The sequence below is a fragment of the Phormidium pseudopriestleyi FRX01 genome (assembly GCF_017313335.1).
GTDB lineage: Bacteria > Cyanobacteriota > Cyanobacteriia > Cyanobacteriales > Laspinemataceae > Laspinema > Laspinema pseudopriestleyi.
In genome coordinates this window covers 1-20,756 of record NZ_JAFLQW010000408.1, presented here as the reverse complement: position 1 = coordinate 20,756, position 20,756 = coordinate 1, and the positions used below count along the sequence as shown (strand labels likewise).

At 47.4% G+C, this 20,756-nt stretch carries 20 protein-coding genes and 1 tRNA gene; 11 read left to right on the top strand and 10 right to left on the bottom strand.

Annotation, left to right across the window (positions count from 1 at the left end):
• Positions 1-223 precede the first annotated feature (223 nt).
• Positions 224-889, top strand: coding sequence for an EAL domain-containing protein (locus tag J0895_RS15355; RefSeq protein WP_340643529.1), 666 nt, complete (start codon positions 224-226; stop codon positions 887-889).
• Positions 890-1,060: 171 nt separating this feature from the next.
• On the opposite strand, the gene J0895_RS26785 is transcribed toward J0895_RS15355, so the two are convergent.
• The 4 genes from J0895_RS26785 to J0895_RS15340 all read right to left on the bottom strand — a co-directional run bounded on the left by J0895_RS26785 (position 1,061) and on the right by J0895_RS15340 (position 6,781).
• Positions 1,061-1,729 (bottom strand): RNA-guided endonuclease InsQ/TnpB family protein, encoded by a 669-nt coding sequence (locus J0895_RS26785; protein ID WP_340643530.1) that lies wholly within the window; start codon positions 1,727-1,729, stop codon positions 1,061-1,063.
• A 60-nt stretch (positions 1,730-1,789) separates the two neighbouring features.
• A complete protein-coding gene (locus J0895_RS26780; RefSeq protein WP_340643528.1) occupies positions 1,790-2,320 on the bottom strand; it encodes an RNA-guided endonuclease InsQ/TnpB family protein in 531 nt (176 codons plus the stop codon).
• A 509-nt stretch (positions 2,321-2,829) separates the two neighbouring features.
• Positions 2,830-3,375 (bottom strand): RNA recognition motif domain-containing protein, encoded by a 546-nt coding sequence (locus tag J0895_RS15345; RefSeq protein ID WP_207088922.1) that lies wholly within the window; start codon positions 3,373-3,375, stop codon positions 2,830-2,832.
• Between the two features lie 877 nt (positions 3,376-4,252).
• A complete protein-coding gene (locus J0895_RS15340) occupies positions 4,253-6,781 on the bottom strand; it encodes a M48 family metalloprotease (RefSeq protein WP_207088921.1) in 2,529 nt (842 codons plus the stop codon).
• A gap of 419 nt (positions 6,782-7,200) precedes the next feature.
• Here J0895_RS15340 and J0895_RS15335 point away from each other — a divergent pair, with 419 nt between their 5' ends.
• Complete coding sequence (locus J0895_RS15335) at positions 7,201-7,545, top strand: DUF4870 domain-containing protein (RefSeq protein WP_207088920.1); 345 nt, start codon at positions 7,201-7,203, stop codon at positions 7,543-7,545.
• 57 nt (positions 7,546-7,602) lie between these two features.
• A complete protein-coding gene (locus tag J0895_RS15330) occupies positions 7,603-7,938 on the top strand; it encodes a DUF4870 domain-containing protein (RefSeq protein ID WP_207088919.1) in 336 nt (111 codons plus the stop codon).
• A gap of 165 nt (positions 7,939-8,103) precedes the next feature.
• Here the strand turns inward: J0895_RS15330 and J0895_RS15325 are convergent, their stop codons facing one another.
• Together J0895_RS15325 and J0895_RS15320 are read right to left on the bottom strand one after the other, a co-directional pair.
• Positions 8,104-9,036, bottom strand: coding sequence for a bestrophin family protein (locus tag J0895_RS15325; protein ID WP_207088918.1), 933 nt, complete (start codon positions 9,034-9,036; stop codon positions 8,104-8,106).
• Between the two features lie 67 nt (positions 9,037-9,103).
• Entirely contained in the window at positions 9,104-11,236 is a 2,133-nt protein-coding gene (locus J0895_RS15320) for a protein kinase domain-containing protein (RefSeq protein ID WP_207088917.1), read from the bottom strand.
• A 274-nt stretch (positions 11,237-11,510) separates the two neighbouring features.
• Here J0895_RS15320 and J0895_RS15315 point away from each other — a divergent pair, with 274 nt between their 5' ends.
• On the top strand, positions 11,511-11,807 hold the full coding sequence (locus J0895_RS15315; protein ID WP_207088916.1) for a hypothetical protein: 297 nt from the start codon (positions 11,511-11,513) through the stop codon (positions 11,805-11,807).
• A 195-nt stretch (positions 11,808-12,002) separates the two neighbouring features.
• Here the strand turns inward: J0895_RS15315 and J0895_RS15310 are convergent, their stop codons facing one another.
• A complete protein-coding gene (locus J0895_RS15310) occupies positions 12,003-12,194 on the bottom strand; it encodes a hypothetical protein (protein WP_207088915.1) in 192 nt (63 codons plus the stop codon).
• A 1,749-nt stretch (positions 12,195-13,943) separates the two neighbouring features.
• Between J0895_RS15310 and J0895_RS15305 the strand changes: the two genes are divergently transcribed.
• The 6 genes from J0895_RS15305 (at position 13,944) to J0895_RS15280 (ending at position 18,409) form a co-directional block, all read left to right on the top strand.
• On the top strand, positions 13,944-14,462 hold the full coding sequence (locus J0895_RS15305) for a phycocyanin subunit beta (RefSeq protein WP_207088914.1): 519 nt from the start codon (positions 13,944-13,946) through the stop codon (positions 14,460-14,462).
• A gap of 129 nt (positions 14,463-14,591) precedes the next feature.
• Positions 14,592-15,080 carry a phycocyanin subunit alpha gene (cpcA, locus tag J0895_RS15300; RefSeq protein ID WP_207088913.1) on the top strand — a complete coding sequence of 163 codons (489 nt, stop codon included), beginning with the start codon at positions 14,592-14,594 and terminating at the stop codon, positions 15,078-15,080.
• Positions 15,081-15,318: 238 nt separating this feature from the next.
• Complete coding sequence (locus J0895_RS15295; protein WP_207088912.1) at positions 15,319-16,179, top strand: phycobilisome linker polypeptide; 861 nt, start codon at positions 15,319-15,321, stop codon at positions 16,177-16,179.
• 184 nt (positions 16,180-16,363) lie between these two features.
• A complete protein-coding gene (locus J0895_RS15290; RefSeq protein WP_207088911.1) occupies positions 16,364-16,633 on the top strand; it encodes a phycobilisome linker polypeptide in 270 nt (89 codons plus the stop codon).
• 42 nt (positions 16,634-16,675) lie between these two features.
• A complete protein-coding gene (locus tag J0895_RS15285) occupies positions 16,676-17,521 on the top strand; it encodes a HEAT repeat domain-containing protein (protein WP_207088910.1) in 846 nt (281 codons plus the stop codon).
• A gap of 234 nt (positions 17,522-17,755) precedes the next feature.
• A complete protein-coding gene (locus tag J0895_RS15280) occupies positions 17,756-18,409 on the top strand; it encodes a HEAT repeat domain-containing protein (protein WP_207088909.1) in 654 nt (217 codons plus the stop codon).
• A 7-nt stretch (positions 18,410-18,416) separates the two neighbouring features.
• On the opposite strand, the gene J0895_RS15275 is transcribed toward J0895_RS15280, so the two are convergent.
• Positions 18,417-18,602, bottom strand: a complete 186-nt coding sequence (locus J0895_RS15275) for a hypothetical protein (RefSeq protein WP_207088908.1) — start codon at positions 18,600-18,602, stop codon at positions 18,417-18,419.
• Between the two features lie 200 nt (positions 18,603-18,802).
• Here J0895_RS15275 and J0895_RS15270 point away from each other — a divergent pair.
• Positions 18,803-18,875 (top strand) — tRNA-Thr (locus J0895_RS15270).
• Between the two features lie 80 nt (positions 18,876-18,955).
• On the opposite strand, the gene J0895_RS15265 is transcribed toward J0895_RS15270, so the two are convergent.
• Positions 18,956-20,383, bottom strand: a complete 1,428-nt coding sequence (locus J0895_RS15265; protein ID WP_207088907.1) for an NADP-dependent isocitrate dehydrogenase — start codon at positions 20,381-20,383, stop codon at positions 18,956-18,958.
• Positions 20,384-20,657: 274 nt separating this feature from the next.
• A partial coding sequence (locus J0895_RS26995) for a PEP-CTERM sorting domain-containing protein (protein WP_207088932.1) occupies positions 20,658-20,756 on the bottom strand: 99 nt, incomplete at its 5' end.

Below are 20,756 nucleotides of genomic sequence, written 5' to 3'. Positions count from 1 at the left end.
CATCCGCGATCGCCACCCCGCCATCCATTGACCGCAGAAAGGGAAGTTTGGCCTAAACAGGCCAAATTTCCCTTTTTTGTTGCGACATTTGGTGAAGAAAAATTGACGGTCCTTTCGCCTATGCCTCGTTCGTTCCCACAATCGAGGCATAGCCCGGTTGGCCTTCATTTCCCTCTTGAGGAAAATGACAAAAGTTTAAAAATCGGGTGATATCAAGAGAATAGTGATCGAACATATTTTTATATATCAACCCATTTTTTGTCTCAAATCCAGGCAGATCACCGCTTATGAATGTCTCGCTCGCGCCCTGGGCGATTCTGGACACTGTTACAGTGGCGGAATGTTAATTGAGGCGGCGATCGCCACAGATTTATCCCAGGAATTTGATGAACTGGCGCGGACAACTTGTATCGAATCCATTGCGGAATTTAAGAGCGATCGCCAGTTTTTTGTCAACCTTTTACCCAATGCCATCATTCACAATCCCGACTCAATCGAACAGAATTTACAACAAATTCTCGACTTAGGATTACGCCCGGAACAAATTGTTTTTGAGTTAACGGAAGTGGAAGTTTTGGCTCAAAGCGAAAAACTTCCGCAGCTTATCGAACGGATGCGCGCCTGGGGATTTGGAATTGCTGTTGATGATCTGTGTGGTTGTGTCTGTGTGGATCACTATGCAATGGAACTTAAACCCGATATTGTTAAATTAGACCGACGTTTAATCCACGGTTGCAGCCAGTTCACCCTCAAACAGACTTTAATCAAGAGTTTGCTAGAGTCGGCTCACTCCGAGGGAATTCTTGTTTTAGCAGAAGGCTTAGAAACCCTTCAAGATATCCAATTTTGCCAGGAGTTGGGGGTCGATTTTGACCAGGGATTTGGTTGAGCTCGTCCGGAGGTACACCTCCAACAACAGCCGTTTGAACACTTGGATTTAATGATGTCTAAAGCCTCTTAGGTACGCGGCGATCGCTTCGTTTTTTAGGGATGCTCAGGATTATACAGGGTGACATCCTCCCACACTGAATCGAAGATTACAGTGTGGGCTTCCCAAGAATCACTTCTTAGGTTTCCTGGTTTTTCCCTTTCGGGGTTGCGACACTTGCCTAGGCAGGGTTAACCCAACCCCCGGTAGCTCGTCTGCACAGGCAGTTTCCATTCCCGTCTGTCCAACGGTACTCATTAGCTTGATGCCGCGATTTCTAATATTTTGTCCATCGGCTACATCTCTATCAGTTTTATATCCACAATGTGGACAATCATGGATTCTTACACTCAGGTCTTTTTTGACTTCCCCACCACATTCAGGACATTTTTGAGAAGTTCCCCTTGCGTCAACTTCAGCGAAGAACTTCCCCCTCTTCCAACACACATACTTAACGATGGTTCTAAATTGCCCAAACGCAGCATCAAGCAGGTGTTTTCCAAACATCCCCTTAGCACTAACACGGTAGTCGAGGTCTTCCATAAAGACCAGATCACCCGCATCACAAAGCGCATGGGCTTGTTTAAAGTGAAAGTCTTTTCTCCTGTTGTCAATTTTGTGGTGAAGCCGAGCCACTTTAAGACGTTGTTTTTCGTAATTCTTCGACCTTTTCTGTTTCCTAGAAAGTCTACGTTGCAGCGATTTCAGCTTGCCTTGCAGAGTCTTAAAAAACTGGGGAGGTTTTACGAGAACACCATCACTGGTTGCCAAAAACTTTTCCAACCCAATATCTACCCCAATAGGATGACCGTGAGGAGTAGGGTCGGGAACAGTGACATCACATTGCCAGGAGATAGATGCTTACCAATAGTTGGCTTTCCTCAATATCCGCACCTGCTTGACCACAAATCCTGTTGGGATAGGGCGATGCAGGTTAATTGGAATGGCTCCAATCTTAGGCAGTTTAACGCACAAGTTCGTTACCGGATTTTCCTGGAATTGAGGAAACAGCAACGAATTGAACTGCCCATACTTCTTGAAGCGTGGAAAACCAAATCCTCGTTTCTGAAAGTATTCCCAACCTCTGTGCAACTGCTTGATAGCTTGCTGGAGAACTTGAGAAGGGACTTCACCCAATTTGGGAAATTCCTTTTTGGCTCGTGGCAAGTTGTTGAGTTGTTGAATTTCGCCAGGAAACTTCAGACCAGCAGGGAGGATGTATTCCTTTTCCAAGGAGCATCTATCTACCAAACACTTACGACTATCGCACCAATCTTTGATTTCCCGAAGCGCGTAGTTATACGCTCCTCGACAGATTTCCATCCACTCAATGAGTTGCTTTTCTTGAGTGGCGCTTGGATAGATTCGGTAGCGGTGAGTGATTGTCAACATCCCTCTATTATACTGGATTTACTGGACAATCGTTCAGCATTAAATGTTAAGTTGACAGGACATCGAGTCCCGTCAACTTAACTGGGGGAGTCCATGTATCCCAACGCCGACCCTGAGAGAGGTCTAAGGGTACGGCGTGGGTCTTATAGCTCCCCCAAACCCCCTCAAAAAGATAAAAACCCGTTTGGGGTTGTTGTGACCCAATTTTCTGGGGCAATTGGACAGATGCGCTTTTACCGAGGCGATCGCCTCAAAAAATTCCCGGCTATAGCAATCCTAAATGATTTATGACATAATCCGCTCCCCTCTCCCCCTTTGGGCCGCCGACGAGAAAGGGGTGAGGGCATTCCACAACGGATAAAGGCGCTGCTATGACTTCTACACACTGAAAAAAAGAACCGCGATCGCAGAAAATGCGATCGCGGTAATATCTAAAGAAAAACAATCCATCGGATTTTCCCCCTGTAACCCGTCACCTGAATGCAGATTGAGTGGGAAATTCCATTGAGTTAGGAGTTGCTGGCTTGAGCTGCCAACATCTGTTTGAGCTTTTCTAAATCCCCAGCCCAACGGGGATCCGGTTGTACCGAATCCGGGTCTGGGCTGCCACTGCTGCTGGTGCTGGTGCTGCCGGTTGAGCGTTTCGACTTGTTGTAGCCGCGATTACCGCCTCCACCGCCTCCGGTGGTGGGTTTAGCCACCTTAGCTGCGGCGGGTGTCGGTGTGGCTGTGGTGGTGGGGGTTGCAGTAACCTCCCCAGTCTCCGAAGTGGGTGCTCCTTCTTGTTCCTCGTCACCTTTCCCCTTCTTGCGAGGCAAAGCCTTTTCAATTTTCAGAGGGGTATCTTGGAACATAAAACCGTTGAACTTTTCGATAAATTCGTCGGCTTGCTCGTCATTCTTTACTGTGACGAATCCGAACCCCCGACACTTGCCCGTCTTGCGATCGGTAATGACTTTAGTGGTCACAGAATCACCAGCATCAGCAAAGACGTCTTGCAGTTCTTTGCGATCGACTTCTTTTGGCAGATTACCTATATAAAGACGAATCGACATTTGAGATACCTCCTATCTTTTGGAAAATCAATTAAATACAAAACCTTCTTTTTTGACTCGATCGGTTGGTTCTGGGCTTCGTCGTTAACGACTTAAAGCCAGAGCTTTCCTGTCCTCTGATTACCCTTTTATCGCACAAGGGTAAAAGTAGTAACGGCTTGGCTTTTATTAATCGGTTCACTATTGCTCACCCCACCACAGGCATACCCTATCGAAAAAAAAACGCGCCAACACATTGCCTCGAACGGTTGTGACAATTCGGTGAAATTTTAGGGAGGGCATTGGATCTTTCAGGATTCCTTTCTTCTGCTTTTGATAAAAATCTGCTGTAGGAAACATATCCTCTATCCGGGGCTTCCAAACCACTGACGAGCATACTCCCGTTGTCCTTAATACCACCTAGGTAAACTTCAAACGGCTCAAGGGTAAAGTTGATGCGTTTCTCAATATGGGCGCTCTCTTACTTACTCTAACAGAAATGGGTGATTATCTCCCATCCCATTACTTTTTTTTGGCCTCAATCGAGCCACTCTTAAAAATATCACAGCTTATGCATGCGAGCTAGTAGTTGACTCAAAAGTTTTCTATTTCCCGACTATAAATTTTACCATTAGCTGATCACTGTCAAATATTTTCCTCATTTCCCGCCCATTTTGTTGGCTGTTTCAACTTTTTCTCAATTCCGAGGGAAAACCCGCCCTTATGTTGGACCTGGTGCTGTTTCCCTGGATTGGAAGGCGTCAACCCTGACTCGCGCCAGGGCATTGACCAGGGGTGAAACGAGAGTTTTTTTCAGATTAGCTCCAGGATGGACGGATTTCATTAAGAATTGTGACAAATCCCGGACGGATTCTGAGTCCGGGCTTTAACTTTTGTCCTAGGTCCCGCCCTTAGACATCCAGTAAACGCCTAACAGTACCGCCACTGCGGCCAAAATCGTAGACCAGATTGGATGAGCACTGGAGTGAGTTTTGCCGTCAGGGGTGGTAAATCGGTCCAGGTCAATCCAGGGAGTCGCACCCCGACGGAACCAGCCGATCGCCGAAATTGTCTGTCCAACTAAATCGCTAGGACGCTTTGCCAATAACCAGAGATACCCAAAAACTCCCAGATTTGAGGCAGCGTGCAACTTGACCAATCCTGTCGGGGACTGCAAAATTAAATCCTGCGCCAGCCAATTGCTCAGTCCGCGCCGTCCGAGGAGTTGTCCCTCCAAACCAATCGGTAAACTATCTACCGGAATGGCATCGGGATCCGTGAGGAGGTCGGGCAAAGTGGGATTCGTGCGGATATTTTTAGAGGTAATGTCTGGAAAAAAGGAATTGATCCGCAGAAAAATCCCCAGACTTACTCCTATTAATAAAGAACCCTGAAGAATCGAGCGATCGCCCCACACCCAATCCAGTTCTCGCAACCCCAGGTTGACGGCAACTGCACCAAATACCCACAGCATCAACCCGGCGAGTAACCCCAGGGGAAGACCAAAATAGGGTGCGCCTTGTAATAACAGGCGTTTGAGCATCCAACGGGGAGATTTTGCCGGGGCCACTCGGCGATCGCTGGCAAAATCCAACTCAGTATCCAGCTTCCAAAACCGAGCATATAAATCCAACAGGGTGAGGCGATCGCCCAAAGGTGGATGAGATTGAGGGAAACTTAACCATTTTTTGTAGGCATTGTGGCGGTCCCACTCCAGAATATTTTCCCAAGCATCATAGCCAGAACAACTTCCCAAGGTCATCCCTTGTACATAGCCGACCGGCGAGAGTAAATCGAATCCTTCCAGAACAAAACTGGTTTGACCCTGTTTCTCCACATCCTGGGCAATTCCCACCGCCATTTTCAGTAAAGCGCGAGTCAGAGCATTAGGATTGCCCGTTAAAGAGGCAGACACGCGATCGCTGTAATAAAACCGCAAGCGCGACAGGAATAAAACCGGCCAACGCAACACCCAGTAAAACCCGTAGGCGATCGCTGAAATTACCCCTGCCGTCCCTAACATCACCCTGCCGGACCACTCCTGAGAGTCCAACCACTTATCCCCATCCCGGGACACCTGCCAATAGACCACATAAGGAACTTGACAGAGTAACATCGCCAAAGACATCAGGGTAAAATCCCAATTTTCTAAATGACCTAACTCACCGGCATAAATTGCGGCAATTTCATCCTCCTCTAATTGCTCTAATAACCCTTGACTGACCACAATTCGGGCAAACCGAGGGGCAAATCCATAAGTCATGGCGATCGGTGCATCGGTAGGAATGACCCCCAGGGACAGGGCCGGTTGCTTGCGTTCCACACTAAACCGGGATAGCAACTTACGGGCCTCTGAACTGTAGTTACCGAGTTTCTGTGGGGGGAGTTTTTCCATGCCGTAAGCGAAGCGCAGCAGTAAATCCAGCAACCAGGGAGAGGCAATTAACAACAGGACGAGTATGCCCAACAAGGTCCAAGTTTGGTCCCGATAAAAACTTTGGATCGGCCACAGCAGGGGGAGTCGATGGAACAGGTCATTAGCCGTTGCCATCCCCCAATTCATGAGAATTCGCAGCAACCAAAACAGGGCGATCGCACTGCCGATTTGGGCAAACAATAGATAGGTCGGTTTGACAGGTTTGAGTTTTCGCCAGTTTTGCGCCCGTCCCGCCTGACGCCATTGCCGAGGTTGGGGAGTCGGAACCGTTAATTCCGGAGGAGTCGGGAAGGGTTGTGCGTCCTCCGATGCCATTGCCGAGGGTGAATCAGCCTCGGTTTTTGATGGGGTTAAATAATCAAACCCCTCGGCATCGACTTCTAAGGGGAGGACTTGTGGAGAATCCTGCCGGGGAACCGGGGGTCTGGGGGGCTTATGTGGCGCGGGTGGCTTATGTGGCGGCAGGGGTGGCGGGTTGACTGGGGACCGGGGCGCCGGTTTAGCTTGAGCCGGTTCTAGGGGTACAAATCCCGTGGGATTTCCCAGGGAGAGGGGAGAAATGATGTCCTGGGAGTTTGAGTTTTTGAGGGGGGAAGGTTGAGCCGGTCCGGAAGATGAGGGGTTTAATGGCACAAATCCGGTGGGATCTCCTCCGAGGGGGGAGGGCGAACTGCCGGGGCGATTGACTGTTTTCGGGATTTGGGGTTGAGACTCGGGCGCGGAGGGGGAAGATTGATTCAACTGATACAGGGTCCGCACTGCCCAATCTTTGACCTTGGGGCTGTCTGATTCGGTCAAGGTTTGACATAAGGCGATCGCCTTAGACTGAGTGCGGTTTCCTTTGTAGGCCATCACTAACCCCATCGTCGCCCGATCAACGGTGGGTTGATGGAGTTCTTGTTCGCAAACCTTTTCTAAAATGGCGATCGCCATTTCATAATTCTTTTTTTTGAGCGCCGCCAACCCTGTTTGGAGATCCGAGTGTTCCATAGCCATCGATTCGCAATTGGTAGATGAACCAATAGGTTCAACGAGAACAAAACAGTCAGAATCGAGAAGGTGGGGGATTATTCAGTCTCGATTCTTGAATGCTCTATAGCCAGTCTAAATCATTCGCCGCCCGGATCTGTGGGGTGTGGCACTGGGTTCAACCATTCGGGAGTTTTTGCTAGGGGGTAGTTTTCCCCTGGTCAATCTGAGGCAGACCCGCTGAGTTGCCTAGTTTGTCAACAGTCTTGAGGATTGTGGAGATCATCAATAGAATAGGGGGAAGATTCCCCCCCTCGGATCAATGGGTCTGTCGCAAAATTAAGATAGATTAAAAGGCAAACTCATCTTGGATGGGTGGCGATCGCATCACATACCCAGCGATTGTTCACAGAAGTTTAATCAAAAAAGGAGTTAAAGTCATGTACGATGCAGACAAACGGAAGCTTTTATCCCTACTGTCTCATGGGGCAATTTTTTTCAGTACAACTTTGGTGTCTATTGGTATCCCTCTGGCAATTTTATTTGTATCCGATGACCCGGTCGTGAAAGATAATGCCAAAGAATCTATCAATTTTCATCTGAATGTCTGGGCTTGGGGTTCGCTGATTTTTGCCCTGAGTTTTCTGACCTTTGGCTTGTTGGGATTTATTCTAGCCCCAGCCGGGTTTCTTCTCCATTGGGGATTGACTGCGTTTGGGTTGGTGAAGGTATTCGAAAATCCGGACCGACCGTTTGAGTATCCTTTTATTTTTCGAGTGTTATAACTTGAGTAGAAGGCGATCGGCAAAATAGGAAAAATAGGAAAAATAGGAGGATTTTTTATGTCCGATGCAGATAAACGGAAGTTATTATCGGTCTTGTCTCATGGAGCCATTTTTTTGAGTGCTACATTTCTTTCCGTCGGATTGCCGATCGCCATTTTGTTTCTTTCCGAGGACCCGGTGGTGAAAGGGAATGCCCGAGAATCTCTCAATTTTCATCTCAATCTCTATCTCTATGGCATCATCTTTGGCCTCTTGACTCTTGTACTGATTGGGTTTCCCCTACTGTTTATTTTATTAGCAATCAGTTGGATTCTGCCGATTATGGCCATTGTGAAGGTTCTCTCGGACCCAACTTTGATTTACCGCTATCCGTTCATTTTTCGGCTTGTTTAGTGGGCATTTGAGGGCAATATCATCTCCCCTCATTGGGATATCACCCAATCTTTCGGGGCAATTCACGAATTGCCCCAATACTTTAAACTTCGCGAGTGTAAACGAACTAAATACTCGACAGCTTAATTCATGTTTTATAAAATTAAAATTAAAAAATATCTTCCTTTAATCGATATTTAATAGTTTTTTTTGATTTGCCAAATTTTCCGAAGTTCGATTGTTGGCAGATAGAGAAATTAAATCTTCTATATTGACCCGCATGGCATCGCAAATGGTATCAAGTGGCAAATCATTAGAATCATATCCAAAAGGGTTTTCGATTTCAATTCCGATTTCTTCTATGCCTAATAAAGTAAAGCTAATTAAAGCACCAACGGGTCCGGTCCATAAATCTAAGTGACTGACAATTTGAAACGGCAACGCCAGACAATAGATGAAGAGAAGCTGTTTCAAATGGATAGTATAAGCCACCGGCATCGGGGTTTTTAAAATCCGTTCTGATACACCCAAGTTATCCACCATTGTATCTAACAGCTTAAGCATGGTAGTGAGTTGATAAATATCGAGTTTATTAAGCCGATATTGTTTCTGTAGATAATCTCCCAGCCAAAAGGCGATTTCCAGAGGAGGGTGATTCATTCTTTGAAGCTTTTCATACTGTTCTGGAGAGACTAAACCTTGTAATTCGTCATTGATGGGTTCGTTTCTCAAGTGTAATTTTGTGGCTACAGCAAAGGCAACTAACAACCTCAAATGATTGACTTTTTCCGTGGCATCTTCGGGATGATTTTCGCCAATGGCCACCAAAATTTGCCGAGAAAAGTTGCGAACAGAGTTGACAAGGCTTCCCCAGGCTTTTCGTCCTTCCCAAAAGCGATCATAAGCTGTATTGGTTCTAAAGACTAACAATAAACCCAGAACAATGGTGGGGACCAATCCCTCTAATACGGGCCAAGAAACCGGATAACCCAAGCGATATAAAATAGAGACAATTAAGCCAAATAAGCCACTACATAAAACCGGAGGTAAAATGGAGGGAATGACTGAGCCTTTGAGTTGAAAAATCAGATGCAAGCCTTTTATTTTTTTGAGTTTCATAGCGTTGGGCGATCGCAGAAAAGATGGAAAAAACTCCGGTTTGGGATGCCATGACAGGAGTTGCTTTTTAAGGTTGCCTCACCGATGGCACTCGCCAAATTTTAATGGTTTCATCAGGAGAACCACTCAAGAGCGTTTTCCCATCAGGAGTAATCGCAATTCCACTGACATAACTAGAATGACCTGTAAGCTGATAGCGCCGGGTTCCGGTGGCTAAATTCCAAATTTCGATTGTCCCCCCACTACTGGCCAACATCTTACCCTCGGGACCGATCGCCACGGATCTCACCCAACTGGAATCTCCAATTAGCTGATAGCGTCTTTCTCCGGTTCTGAGATCCCAAACTGCAATGGTATTATCGCGACTGCCACTGACCAGGGTGTTACCATCAGAACTGATGGCTAGGGAAAGAACGGGATGAGCATGACCTCGCAGGGTTAACAATCTCGCGCCGGTTGCTAAATCCCAAATTTTTACGGTATTGTCATTGGCAGCACTAATAATTCGGCGGCCATCGGGAGTAAAGGCGATCGCATTCACCCCAGATCCTGCCTGAATCGTGCGGAGGCGAGTCCCACTTCTGATGTCCCAAATCTTAATCGTATTATCATCGGATCCACTGGCTAACCGCTGACCATCAGGAGTAAAAGCCAGGGTATTCACGGGACCCCAATGGGCCCCGGGTCCAGCAATGGTCAGCATTCGGGACCCATTATTCATGTTCCATAATCGAATCGTCTTGTCAGCGGAACCACTGGCTAGGGTTTGACCATTGGGACTCACGGCTAAAGCCCTTACCCAGTCTTTATGAGCAGCAATGGTGTGCAGCAACTCGCCACTGTTGAGATTCCAAATGCGGATTGTGCCAAAACTTCCGCTGGCAAAGGTACCCCCTTCAGATTGACTCGCAGCGCCGGTCAGCGGACTCATGGCGATCGACTGAACTTGACCCACTTCCCGGATACTTCTTCTTAAAAATAGACTGCTGGGGATATTGACTAGGAGTCCGACGGGATTGGCGGGAAATAATCCATATCGCCAATAGCCATAGACTTGAGAGGTAGCCAACAGGACTAATAAGATGGCGATCGCCCAAATCCAGGGTTTTTTGCCGCCTTTTTTCAAAAATCCGCTTTTACTGCTATTCTTCGGGGGGTAAACGGGCTTATATTGCGATCGCAGTTTTCTCGATTCCGTAGCGGTTGATTTCGAGTTGCCATGAGAACCTGTATTGTAATTTCCCCGAGTTCCAGAAGTGCTGATTCCGGTGTTCGCATCCCCAACTTCCCCGTTCGGCGGCGTCAAGTCAATCTCTGCCAGACATTGCAAAATAGCTTGAGCACTTTGAGGCCGCTTTCCCGGAAACGGGGCCATTAAGTAATCAATTACATCCCCAAAAGACTTGGAAATCTGCGGTGAACTATTGCGCCAGACGAGTTTTCCCGTCCGAGGATTTTCTGAGAACGCAGTAGGCGGTTTCGCCGTGAGTAAAAACACTAGGGTCCGGCCTAATGCATAAAAATCCGATTGCGGTACCGCCTTACCATTGGCTTGTTCCGGTGGCGTATAGCCCGGAGAGACAATGCCAGTAATGTTTTGACCCTGCCCCACTTTCGCAAAGTAAGTATTCGTGACTTCCCTTGCGGCCCCAAAGTCAATCAATACCACTTGACCATTCAAGCGAATCATGATGTTGAGGGGCTTGATATCCCGATGGAAAAAGTTTTGTTGGTGGACGCGATCGAGAATCTCCACCATTTGTTTTAACCAATCAATGGCTTGGCTTTGGGTGACGGGCCGATTTCCCCGTTTTTTCATCCAATCGCGCAGGTTCAACCCACTGATTTTTTCCATCATCAAGCAGTGGATAGGTTCAGTTTCCCCCGGAGGCGTGATCGAAAAGTACGCATCGGGCTCTACCTTGGGAATCCCCGGATGGTTAATCCGTTTTAACACATCAGCTTCCTGCTGAAAAAGCTCTACCGCCTTTTCATGGTTTTGAAGCAATACTTTCAGGACCTTAATGGCGCCTTGGTCATCCACTTCAAAAGTTTTACCAAAGCCTCCACCGCCAATGGGTTTGATAATCCGATACCGTCCTTGCAGGAGTACATCACAGCCACAGTGAACGCATTTGACATGGTTCGCATTGGCTGGGTCATTAGGATGGGGACATTTGGGATTCAGGCAATAACTCACAGAAGCTACATTACCCTATATTCTGACTGCACGTCTCAACAACACTATAACTTGCAGTTATCATTCCTAACTGTAGGGTCTTACCAACTTATTGGCAATTTCCTCGGTTACTTGACCCTCTAGCTGCAGTAGTAGCCGAACCCATCAAGATTGCTTGATTTTTTGCCCTGCTGTTCTTTGTCGATGGGTTAACCCGGTTGGCTTTTGGGAAAGGTCATCCGTCGAAGCCAGTTCTTACACCTCCATTAAAGATTAGCAATTATCCGGTATCAAAATGATTCGGTTTCAATTTTTATGCCGGTTGCCGGTTTCCTGGCACACCCACGTTCAACCTGTCTGCCGTTCTATCCCCGAGGGGTTGATTCCATTTTCTCCTGAGTCTACTCTTGGCCCCTATTTTCAGATTCCCCTGGACGGGTTGCCTTCTGCTTTGGATCCGATTCCTGGCATTGAGGGTGGCGACTACCTGGATGTGGCCCTGAATTCGGTCTTGTTCTTCCCCAGGCTAAAACCCTGGTGGCGATCGCACTCCCCCAGAGTAAATTCTATAGCAATCCTAAATGATTTATGACATCTATAGCTCCCCTCTCCCCCTTTGGGCCGCCGACGAGAAAGGGGTGAGGGGATTCCACAACTGATAAAGGATCGGATATAGCTAAATTCTGCCCTGATATTCCGTTGGCACAGACTCGTCCAGTTGAGCGGTTACCGGTTCAATATTTCCTGGGGAATTCTTCAGTTCCAGGTCGAGGCGTCTGCATTGCTCTCAAGTGCGATCGCCCCTTTCAAATCGATGCTGATATCGGATAAAAGCATCTTCCACTTCGGCTTCGGTCAGAATTAAATACTGGGCAATATCTGGAAAGCTTTTCCCCAGTTCCCACATTTTTCCCACCACATCTTCTATCGTATTCTCCGTAATTTCTCGTAACTTAGCCAATTCTTTCTCTCGTTTCATGACTATAGCACCTTTTTATTTCAAGTTGAATCAATCAATCAAGGTTCATGATTTTGCTTGCCCTAGAGCTAACCTTACTTAACGGGAGACGTTTCGCGCTATTCGCTGTCTAAGCTCTTCAAACATTAGTCAGCTAAAATAGGTCGGAAAACGCCTAATCCAAACCATTGAAACACCCTGAAATACCTGTGAAATTCTTGCTGATAGATTGTGTGTCCCCAAAAATAATCGGTCAGGACTCGAATTTTAGTCAATATTGTTCAGCTTTTATTAGAATGTTTAAATCCTGAATTAGACTAAATTCTAGGAGCTAGAATCAATCATTTTATTCAGAAATATTCCAATAATACCTGGAAGCCTAAAAAGATTGATTTAGATCCAGGCTATTTTTATTATGCAAGCCGAACTAACTCAGTAAATAACTATTTAAATTATTCTGTATTAATTTAGATTATCGGGAAAACTGGTCTTGATTTTAGGCCATTATTTTTATTTCTAAAAAGGAATGTTGACATCGGGGCAGATTTCAATTTCATGGATTTGGCAACTGTAAACTCTAAAAAAATGCTCAAGGCCACTTAACCGGCCCATACTTTTTTGAAATGAAAAATTTCTATGGGAGGGACGGAATTTAAACCGGCGATCGCAGACTGGTGAAGTATGACTTTAAAAACCTTATTAACCGAGATTAAAACCCATTATCAGGTTTCAATTCATGACTTCCCTTGAAGCGGATTTGTTCTCGATTCAAGGGAAGTCATTAATTCTGACCCCTAACTCGTCGCCCTTAACTCTTTACGGATCAACCTAATTGGGTGTTTCCCTGATTTGAGATTTAATAAAGGCGGCAGATCGGCTTTCCCTGATGTTTAGGGCCTCGGGTCCCGATTCAACCCAGTCATCAGGAGGCAACTCAAAGGTGTTGACGTGAAAGGGATGGATCAGGGGGCTTCTTGCCACCCTACATAATAGATTGGCTATTAGATTGGCTGAGTCAGTCCAAGTCAGGACAAGACATTGGGGCTTAGAAGCGAATTAGCGGCTAATTCGGATTGTTTTTGTGAGTACCCTCGGTTCCTCTTACCTCTAACTATTCGGAAGTCCTAGGCCCTACCTCCCTCGTGGCTCCTTTACCGATACCGAGAGAAAGTCAGATACATCCTATTCAGCCTGGGAACCCTCAAGTTTGACTTTCTGCATCTATCGATTGGCATAAATGTTTATGAGAATCTGAAGGGAGTAGTTTTTTTGACCCGGGGTCCAAGGCTCCTGGGTATTCCCTAAACTCCTGCTGGTAAAGGTCTTACCCGGTTTCCCCGACTCACGATCCCCCGGGAATTTTCCAGGATTTAAGAGACTCAGATAGCTTAAATCGTTGAGTATATTTGCTCAATTTGGACAAAAATAAAAAAACTTAACATTTCGTAATGATATTGGGGACGAAGGCAGTGTATAAAGGTAACCTGAAGGGGTTGAGAAACGAAAAAAGTTAACCTGAGTATTGATTAAAAAAGGTTTTCAAGTTTCTCATACTTCTGCTAATATTTTCTAAGATTTCTCGAAAGCGGGTGACGAAGCCCCAAAAGGGGCCAGCCACTAACTTCGAGTCCAGCTTTAACATAAACAAACGAATTGTTGTATTGTTGTAGCTGGGGTTAGTCGGAACCTAACAAGCTTTTTAGCTTGAGCGGGGTCAACTAAACTTGATTGAAGCCCAAAGCAAGCCAATAAATAAAGGAGATTGAGTACATGCTAGACGCATTTGCAAAAGTTGTTTCGCAAGCAGACGCACGTGGCGAATTCCTGAGCACCGCCCAATTGGATGCTCTGACCAACATGGTCAAAGAAGGTAACAAGCGCTTGGATACCGTCAACCGGATCACCAGCAACGCTTCTGGAATCGTTTCTGAAGCCGCTCGTTCTCTGTTTTCTGAGCAACCCCAGCTGATCCAACCCGGTGGAAATGCTTATACCAGCCGTCGTATGGCAGCTTGCTTACGCGACATGGAAATCATCCTGCGCTATGTCACCTACGCAGTTATTGCCGGTGATGCCAGCGTGTTAGACGATCGCTGCTTGAATGGTCTTCGTGAAACCTACCAAGCCCTGGGTGTTCCCGGTGGTTCCGTTGCCACTGGCGTTCAAAAAATGAAAGATGCCGCTGTCCGCATCGCCAACGATCCCGCAGGTATCACTCCTGGTGATTGCAGCGCTTTGATGTCTGAGATTGCTGGCTACTTCGATCGCGCAGCTTCTGCGGTTTCCTAGTCTGATATATTCCGACTAAAAACCCAAACTATCTTTTCTTTTTAAGGCTCTAGCCATTAAGCCAAGACCTTAAAAAAACCAAAACCAAAGAACGAAAAATTAGTACAACCCTAGGGAGATACTGCAACGATGAAAACCCCAATTACTGAAGCAATTTCTTCTGCTGACGCTCAAGGCCGTTTCCTGGGCAACTCCGAACTGCAAGCTGTTGATGGTCGCTTCAAACGCGCTCAAGCCAGCATGGAAGCTGCTCGTGCTTTGACCAGTAACGCCCAGAGCTTAACCGACAAAGCTGCACAAGCTGTCTACAACAAGTTCCCCTACACCACCTCGATGCAGGGACCGAACTATGCTTCCACCGAAACCGGCAAGCAAAAGTGCTCTCGTGATATCAGCTACTACCTCCGCATGATCACCTACTGCTTAGTTGCAGGTGGCACAGGTCCTATGGATGAGTACCTGATTGCTGGTTTGGATGAAATCAACAGCACGTTTGATTTATCTCCTAGCTGGTACGTTGAAGCCCTCAAGTACATCAAGAGCAATCATGGCCTCAGCGGACAAGCTTCTGTTGAAGCTAACACCTACATCGACTACGCAATCAATGCTTTGAGCTAATTGATGCATTCTGATTGCATCTGTCTGATTGCTTAGAACGGTAAAAGGTGAGATGTCCGGGGAGGTAGGCGGGTGCTGGCAACAGCGTCGTATCTGTTTACCTGTCCGGGCATCTTTGTATTTGTTGAAGCTGAAAACCCCCGTAATTACCGATCGCGGCACCAAGATTTTGGATGTTCTAAAGAAAAGCACATCTAAAATCACAACAGTAAAAACTTTTTTTTGGGAGATTGTTTAGATGGCAATTACAACAGCAGCATCCCGTTTGGGAACGATGCCTTATGGAGATACAGGCCGGGTAGAACTGCGTCAAAATAGCAGTGAACAAGATATAAAAGCAGTGATTCGCGGCGTTTACCGTCAGGTACTCGGGAACGATTATGTGATGAAATCCCAGCGCCTTAAGAGTGCCGAATCCCTGCTGAAAAATGGCAAAATGACCGTGCGGGATTTCGTCCGGGCTGTTGCTAAATCGGAACTTTACAAAGAAAAGTTTCTTTACCCCAATTTCCAAACCCGAGTCATCGAACTCAATTATAAACATCTGTTGGGACGGGCTCCTTATGATGAATCCGAGGTGATTTACCACCTGGATATGTATGAAACCGAAGGGTTTGATGCAGAAATCGATTCTTACATCGATTCCCCGGAATACGAAAGCAGCTTTGGGGACAATATCGTACCCTACTATCGCGGATTTGATACCCAAAATGGTCAAAAAACCGTAGGGTTTAACCGGATGTTCCGCCTTTATCGCGGTTACGCCAACAGCGATCGCGCTCAACTCGAAGGCAGCAAATCTCGGTTGATTCGTGAACTCAGCAAAAATCAAACCAACACGATTGTTGCTCCCTCTGGCGGTTCGGATGGCTGGTCCTACCGTCCTTCTCTCGATTCTGCTCCCGCAACCTGCCTCGGTGGTGCATTTGTTGGGTTTGGAAAAGATGGCGGTGTGTATCGCATTGAAGTGACCGGACTCCGGCAAACCGGCGTGCGTCGCAGTTGCCAAACCTTCATCGTTCCTTTCGAGAGCTTATCTACGAAAATTCAACAAATCGTGAAGCAAGGTGGCAAAATTGCCAGCATCACGACGGCCTAATTTAGGATAAAATCTCAGACGACCCACAGGTGGCAAAATGCCATGAAGTCTACTGGATTAATTTGAAGAAAAATATTTCCACTAGATAGGGTGAAATATTCCGGATTAAACCGTGGAAAAACCTCATTGCGATCGCCTGTGGGTTAACCCAGTCAATCTACACTCAAGGAGCTAGTCCAATAAAATGTTAGGTCAAGTTGCAGGCTTAAATCAATCCAATACCAACGCAGGAAACCGCTTATTTCGGTATGAAGTAACTGGATGGCGTCAAAATGAAGAAAGAGATCAGAGTAACCACTCGATCCGCCAGAGTGGAAGCGTGTTTATCACGGTTCCCTACGATCGCATGAACGAAGAAATGCAGCGGATTACCCGCCTGGGTGGAAAAATTGTTAGTATTCACCCCTTGAGTGTTGAGATTGAGCAACCGACTCATGAAGGAGAAGCTAAATAGGTTAGAGATTCTAACCCGTTAGCCCAACCCGGTTTTTAACTCATGTGGGACAATCTTGAATCAGGCTCACCGTCCCCTCCAGCAGGGGAGGGTGAGACTTTAACTGTAGAGGTGGCGATCGCCAATTTGCGCCACGAAGACTTGAGCTTGCGTTACTACGCCGCTTGGTGGATTGGCCGATTTGGAGTGCGCGAACCAGGGGCGATCGATGCCTTGCTGGATTTATTATCCGAGGACCGGGATCAAACCGAAGCGGGTGGATTCCCCCTGCGACGCAATGCGGCCCGCGCACTGGGAAAAGTCGGGGACGATCGCGCCGTTCCTGCCCTAATTGACTGCTTAGACTGCTCCGATTATTATGTCCGTGAAGCCGCAGGCGAGAGTTTGGAACGACTCGGCGATCGCACCGCAATTCCTTCCCTGATGCAATTACTCGCCGGGGGCCTCACCGCAGCGGTCCAGGTGCAGGGAAAACCCCACCTTACCCAACCCTACAATACAATCTTAGAAGCCTTGGGAACCCTGCAAGCCACAGAAGCGATTCCCCTGATTCAGCCCTTTCTCGACCATGAGGTTCCTCGGGTGCAATATTCTGCTGCCCGGGCGATGTATCAACTGACGGGGGAAGGGGGGTATGCAGAACGCTTAATTCAAGCCTTGCAGGGAAAAGATTTGCAACTGAGGCGATCGGCCCTATTAGATTTAGGCGCGATCGCCTATTTACCCGCAGCCAAAGCAATTTCTCAAACCTTGGCCGAAAATAGCATCAAGTTGATTGCCCTCAAAGGACTAATTGAGCATCATCTGACCCTAACCCATTCTGATGCCGCCCCGGATTTATCCCCAGATTTAATTGAAGTGATGAATCTGATGGATAGTCTGTTGTAGGAGATCGCCACCTCACCGCCAACACCCCACCCTAACCCTCCCCTTGCCAAGGGGAGGGGACCGGAGAATCATCATAAACGTAATAAAACCTACTCTTGTCAGGAGAGTGGGGTGAGGTTCCTCCTCTAGGTCCTTCCGTTGATAAGAACTCTGGAGGATCAATCAGGCTTTAATGATACTCTTGTGTCAATTAAAATTAACCCTTATTCATAAAACAGCGATCCAACAGTGTTCATGACTGAAAACGCCGGAATCACAGAACTAATTAAAGCCGTTGAAGAGGCAGACTCAGCCGAACGTTTAACTAACGCCCTGTGGAAATTAGCCCAAGCGCGATCGCCCTCAGCAATACCCACCTTAATCGAAGCCCTAGGTTTCAATAACCCCGGTGCCGCCGTTGCTGGAGTAGAGGGACTGGTTGCCCTCGGGGAAATCGCCATTGTCCCCCTGTTGGAACAACTGGATGGGTTCAATTATGGGGCCAGAGCCTGGGCCCTGCGAGCCTTAGCCAAAATTGGTGACCCCCGGGGGTTAGAGTTACTGTTAGAGACCGCAGCCCATGACTTTGCACTGAGCGTGCGTCGTGCAGCAGCAACCGGGTTAGGGAATATCCTCTGGGAAAAAATGGACCCCGAGGAAAGAGTCAGTGCCCAAGAGAAAGTCTATCAAACCCTCTTGGAGGTGCTGCAAGATCCAGAATGGGTGGTGCGCTATGCGGCAGTCGTAGGAATGCAAGGACTCGCCACAGCAGCATTGCCCAATTCACCGATGTGGTTGCGTCAACTTTTAACCCAGTTAGGCGATCGGGCCAAATCCGATGAAGAGTTAGTCGTGCGTGCTCGTGCTCAACTAGCCTATCAGCAATTACAAGTCACCGCCCCCGCTTAAAACCCGATTAATTTCCCGAAGAACCCGAATCCTCAGAGGGGTCCCTCAAAAATGCCAGAAACAGACTCCACAGGGTCCAGAGTAAACCCGTGCCTAAAACCACCAGCATCAAAGCCGATAAAGCGCCAAAGGGAGAAAGGACCGCGATCAGTAACAGGCCAAATATTAATAGAGTAATGATGGGCTGATTCATGGGATGAAGTTGCTCCTGTTCTGACTCGATACCCTGAGTTTATCGAGTCAGATTGGCGGCTGACCTCTTTCTATGTAATGAGATTTAATCCGCGATCGGATTTTTCTCAATTACATGGGGTTTATAGTCTGATCCCTTCTAAAAAATTCCCGTAGAGGGGTTGCATAAGTGCCCCGAACTTTGGTAAAGTTAAAACTCATGCTGGTGTAGCTCAGTTGGTAGAGCAACGCACTTGTAATGCGTGGGTCGCGGGTTCGACTCCTGTCACCAGCTTTAACTAAAAAATTTCTGGCTTCGTCAGAAGAGAATCCCCCCTGAAAATCAGGGGGGATTTTTAGACGGGGGCCCGAGTTCTAATCGTCGAAATGTTTAATAATCGCGTCGGCAAACTCGGAACATTTGAGGGGGTTTTCCACCGGGGGTTCCATTAATCGAGCTAAATCGTAAGTCACCTCGCGGTTAGAAATAGCTCCACCAATGCCTTTTTTAATCAAATCAGCGGCTTCTTGCCATCCCATATATTCCAACATCATCACCCCAGAGAGGATGACGGAACCGGGATTGATGCGATCGAGCCCAGCGTGTTTGGGTGCGGTGCCGTGGGTAGCCTCAAAAATGGCACATTGGTCGCCAATATTGGCACCGGGTCCCATGCCCAATCCACCCACGATCGCCGCTGCTGCATCAGAGAGATAATCCCCGTTTAAATTCATCGTTGCCAGAATGGAATACTCATCAGGGCGGGTTTGGACCTGTTGGAAGATACTATCGGCAATGCGGTCATTGACCATAATTTTCTCTTTCCATTTGCGATCGCCGTGAGTCTCCCAGATGGCATCAAGCACCTGCTTAACTTCCTCGCAAACCACCGCCCGTTTTTCCTCCGTCAGGGAATCATAACCCGGGTCAATCTGACGAGCATTCTCTTCAATACTCAGGTCGGGATTTTTCTCTTTATTGCTCAAAATCCAGGATTCTCGTTCCGTGACGCACTCATTGCGAAACTCCGTGGTTGCCAGTTCATAACCCCAATCCCGGAATGCCCCTTCGGTGTACTTCATAATATTGCCCTTATGGACCAAAGTCACCATCTGTTTAGCTTTTGGCAAGCGTAAGGCGCGTTTAATGGCACGGCGCACCAATCGCTGAGAATTAGTTTTGCTAATCGGTTTGATGCCGATACCGGAATCGAGGCGAATTTGTTTTTTCCCATGTTCTGGGGTTTGGGGAATCAATTGATTATTGAGAATATCAATTAATTTCTCGCAGATTTCCGTCCCAGCACGCCACTCGATACCCAGATAAATATCTTCGGTATTTTCCCGATAGACAATCACATCGAGTTGTTCGGGGTGTTTGTGCGGGGAGGGGGTTCCGGGATAATATTTGCAGGGTCGGACACAGGTATAGAGGTCATGAATTTGGCGGAGGGCCACATTCAGGGAACGAATCCCGCCACCGATCGGGGTGGTTAAGGGGCCTTTGATGGCAATGCCATATTCTGCGATCGCCTTGTTGGTATCCTCGGGTAAATATTGATAGATGCCGTACTTTTCACAGGCTTCATCACCGGCGTAGATTTTAAACCAGCTAATTTTACGTTTGCCCCCATAAGCCGCTTCTACCGCAGCATCGATCGCTTTTTGGGAAGCAGGCCAAATATCAACCCCCGTGCCGTCGCCACGAATGAAGGGGATAATCGGGTTATCGGGAACAATGGGTTCACCGTTTTTAAAGGTCACGCGATCGCCAGTCGTCGGGGGAGTCAGTTTCTCGTACATATTCCACTTACGCTTAACTTGGGGTTAAAGCTGAACCATCAGCCTTTGAGTAGCGTATCAGAAGCCCTGGGATAAGCCGGTAATCAGTTTATCTTTTTCCCGCAATTCCGGCTGCTGGCACCGCCAGAATTAAAAAATTGAGCAGCTAGAGGGCAAATCTTCAAAAAAATTCGGTCAGGCCCTGTTTAAGGGGACTGACCGAATTGATGAATGTGCTCTCCATTAATCGGACAAGAGTTCCTGAAACTTGTTCTTGTCGCGATCGCCTCAGAGATTAACCATTTTTGTTCAGTTTGCGACGACGTGCAGCCAACAAACCACCCGCACCCACCAACAAACCACCAATCGTCATCGGTTCAGGGACAGCAACAGG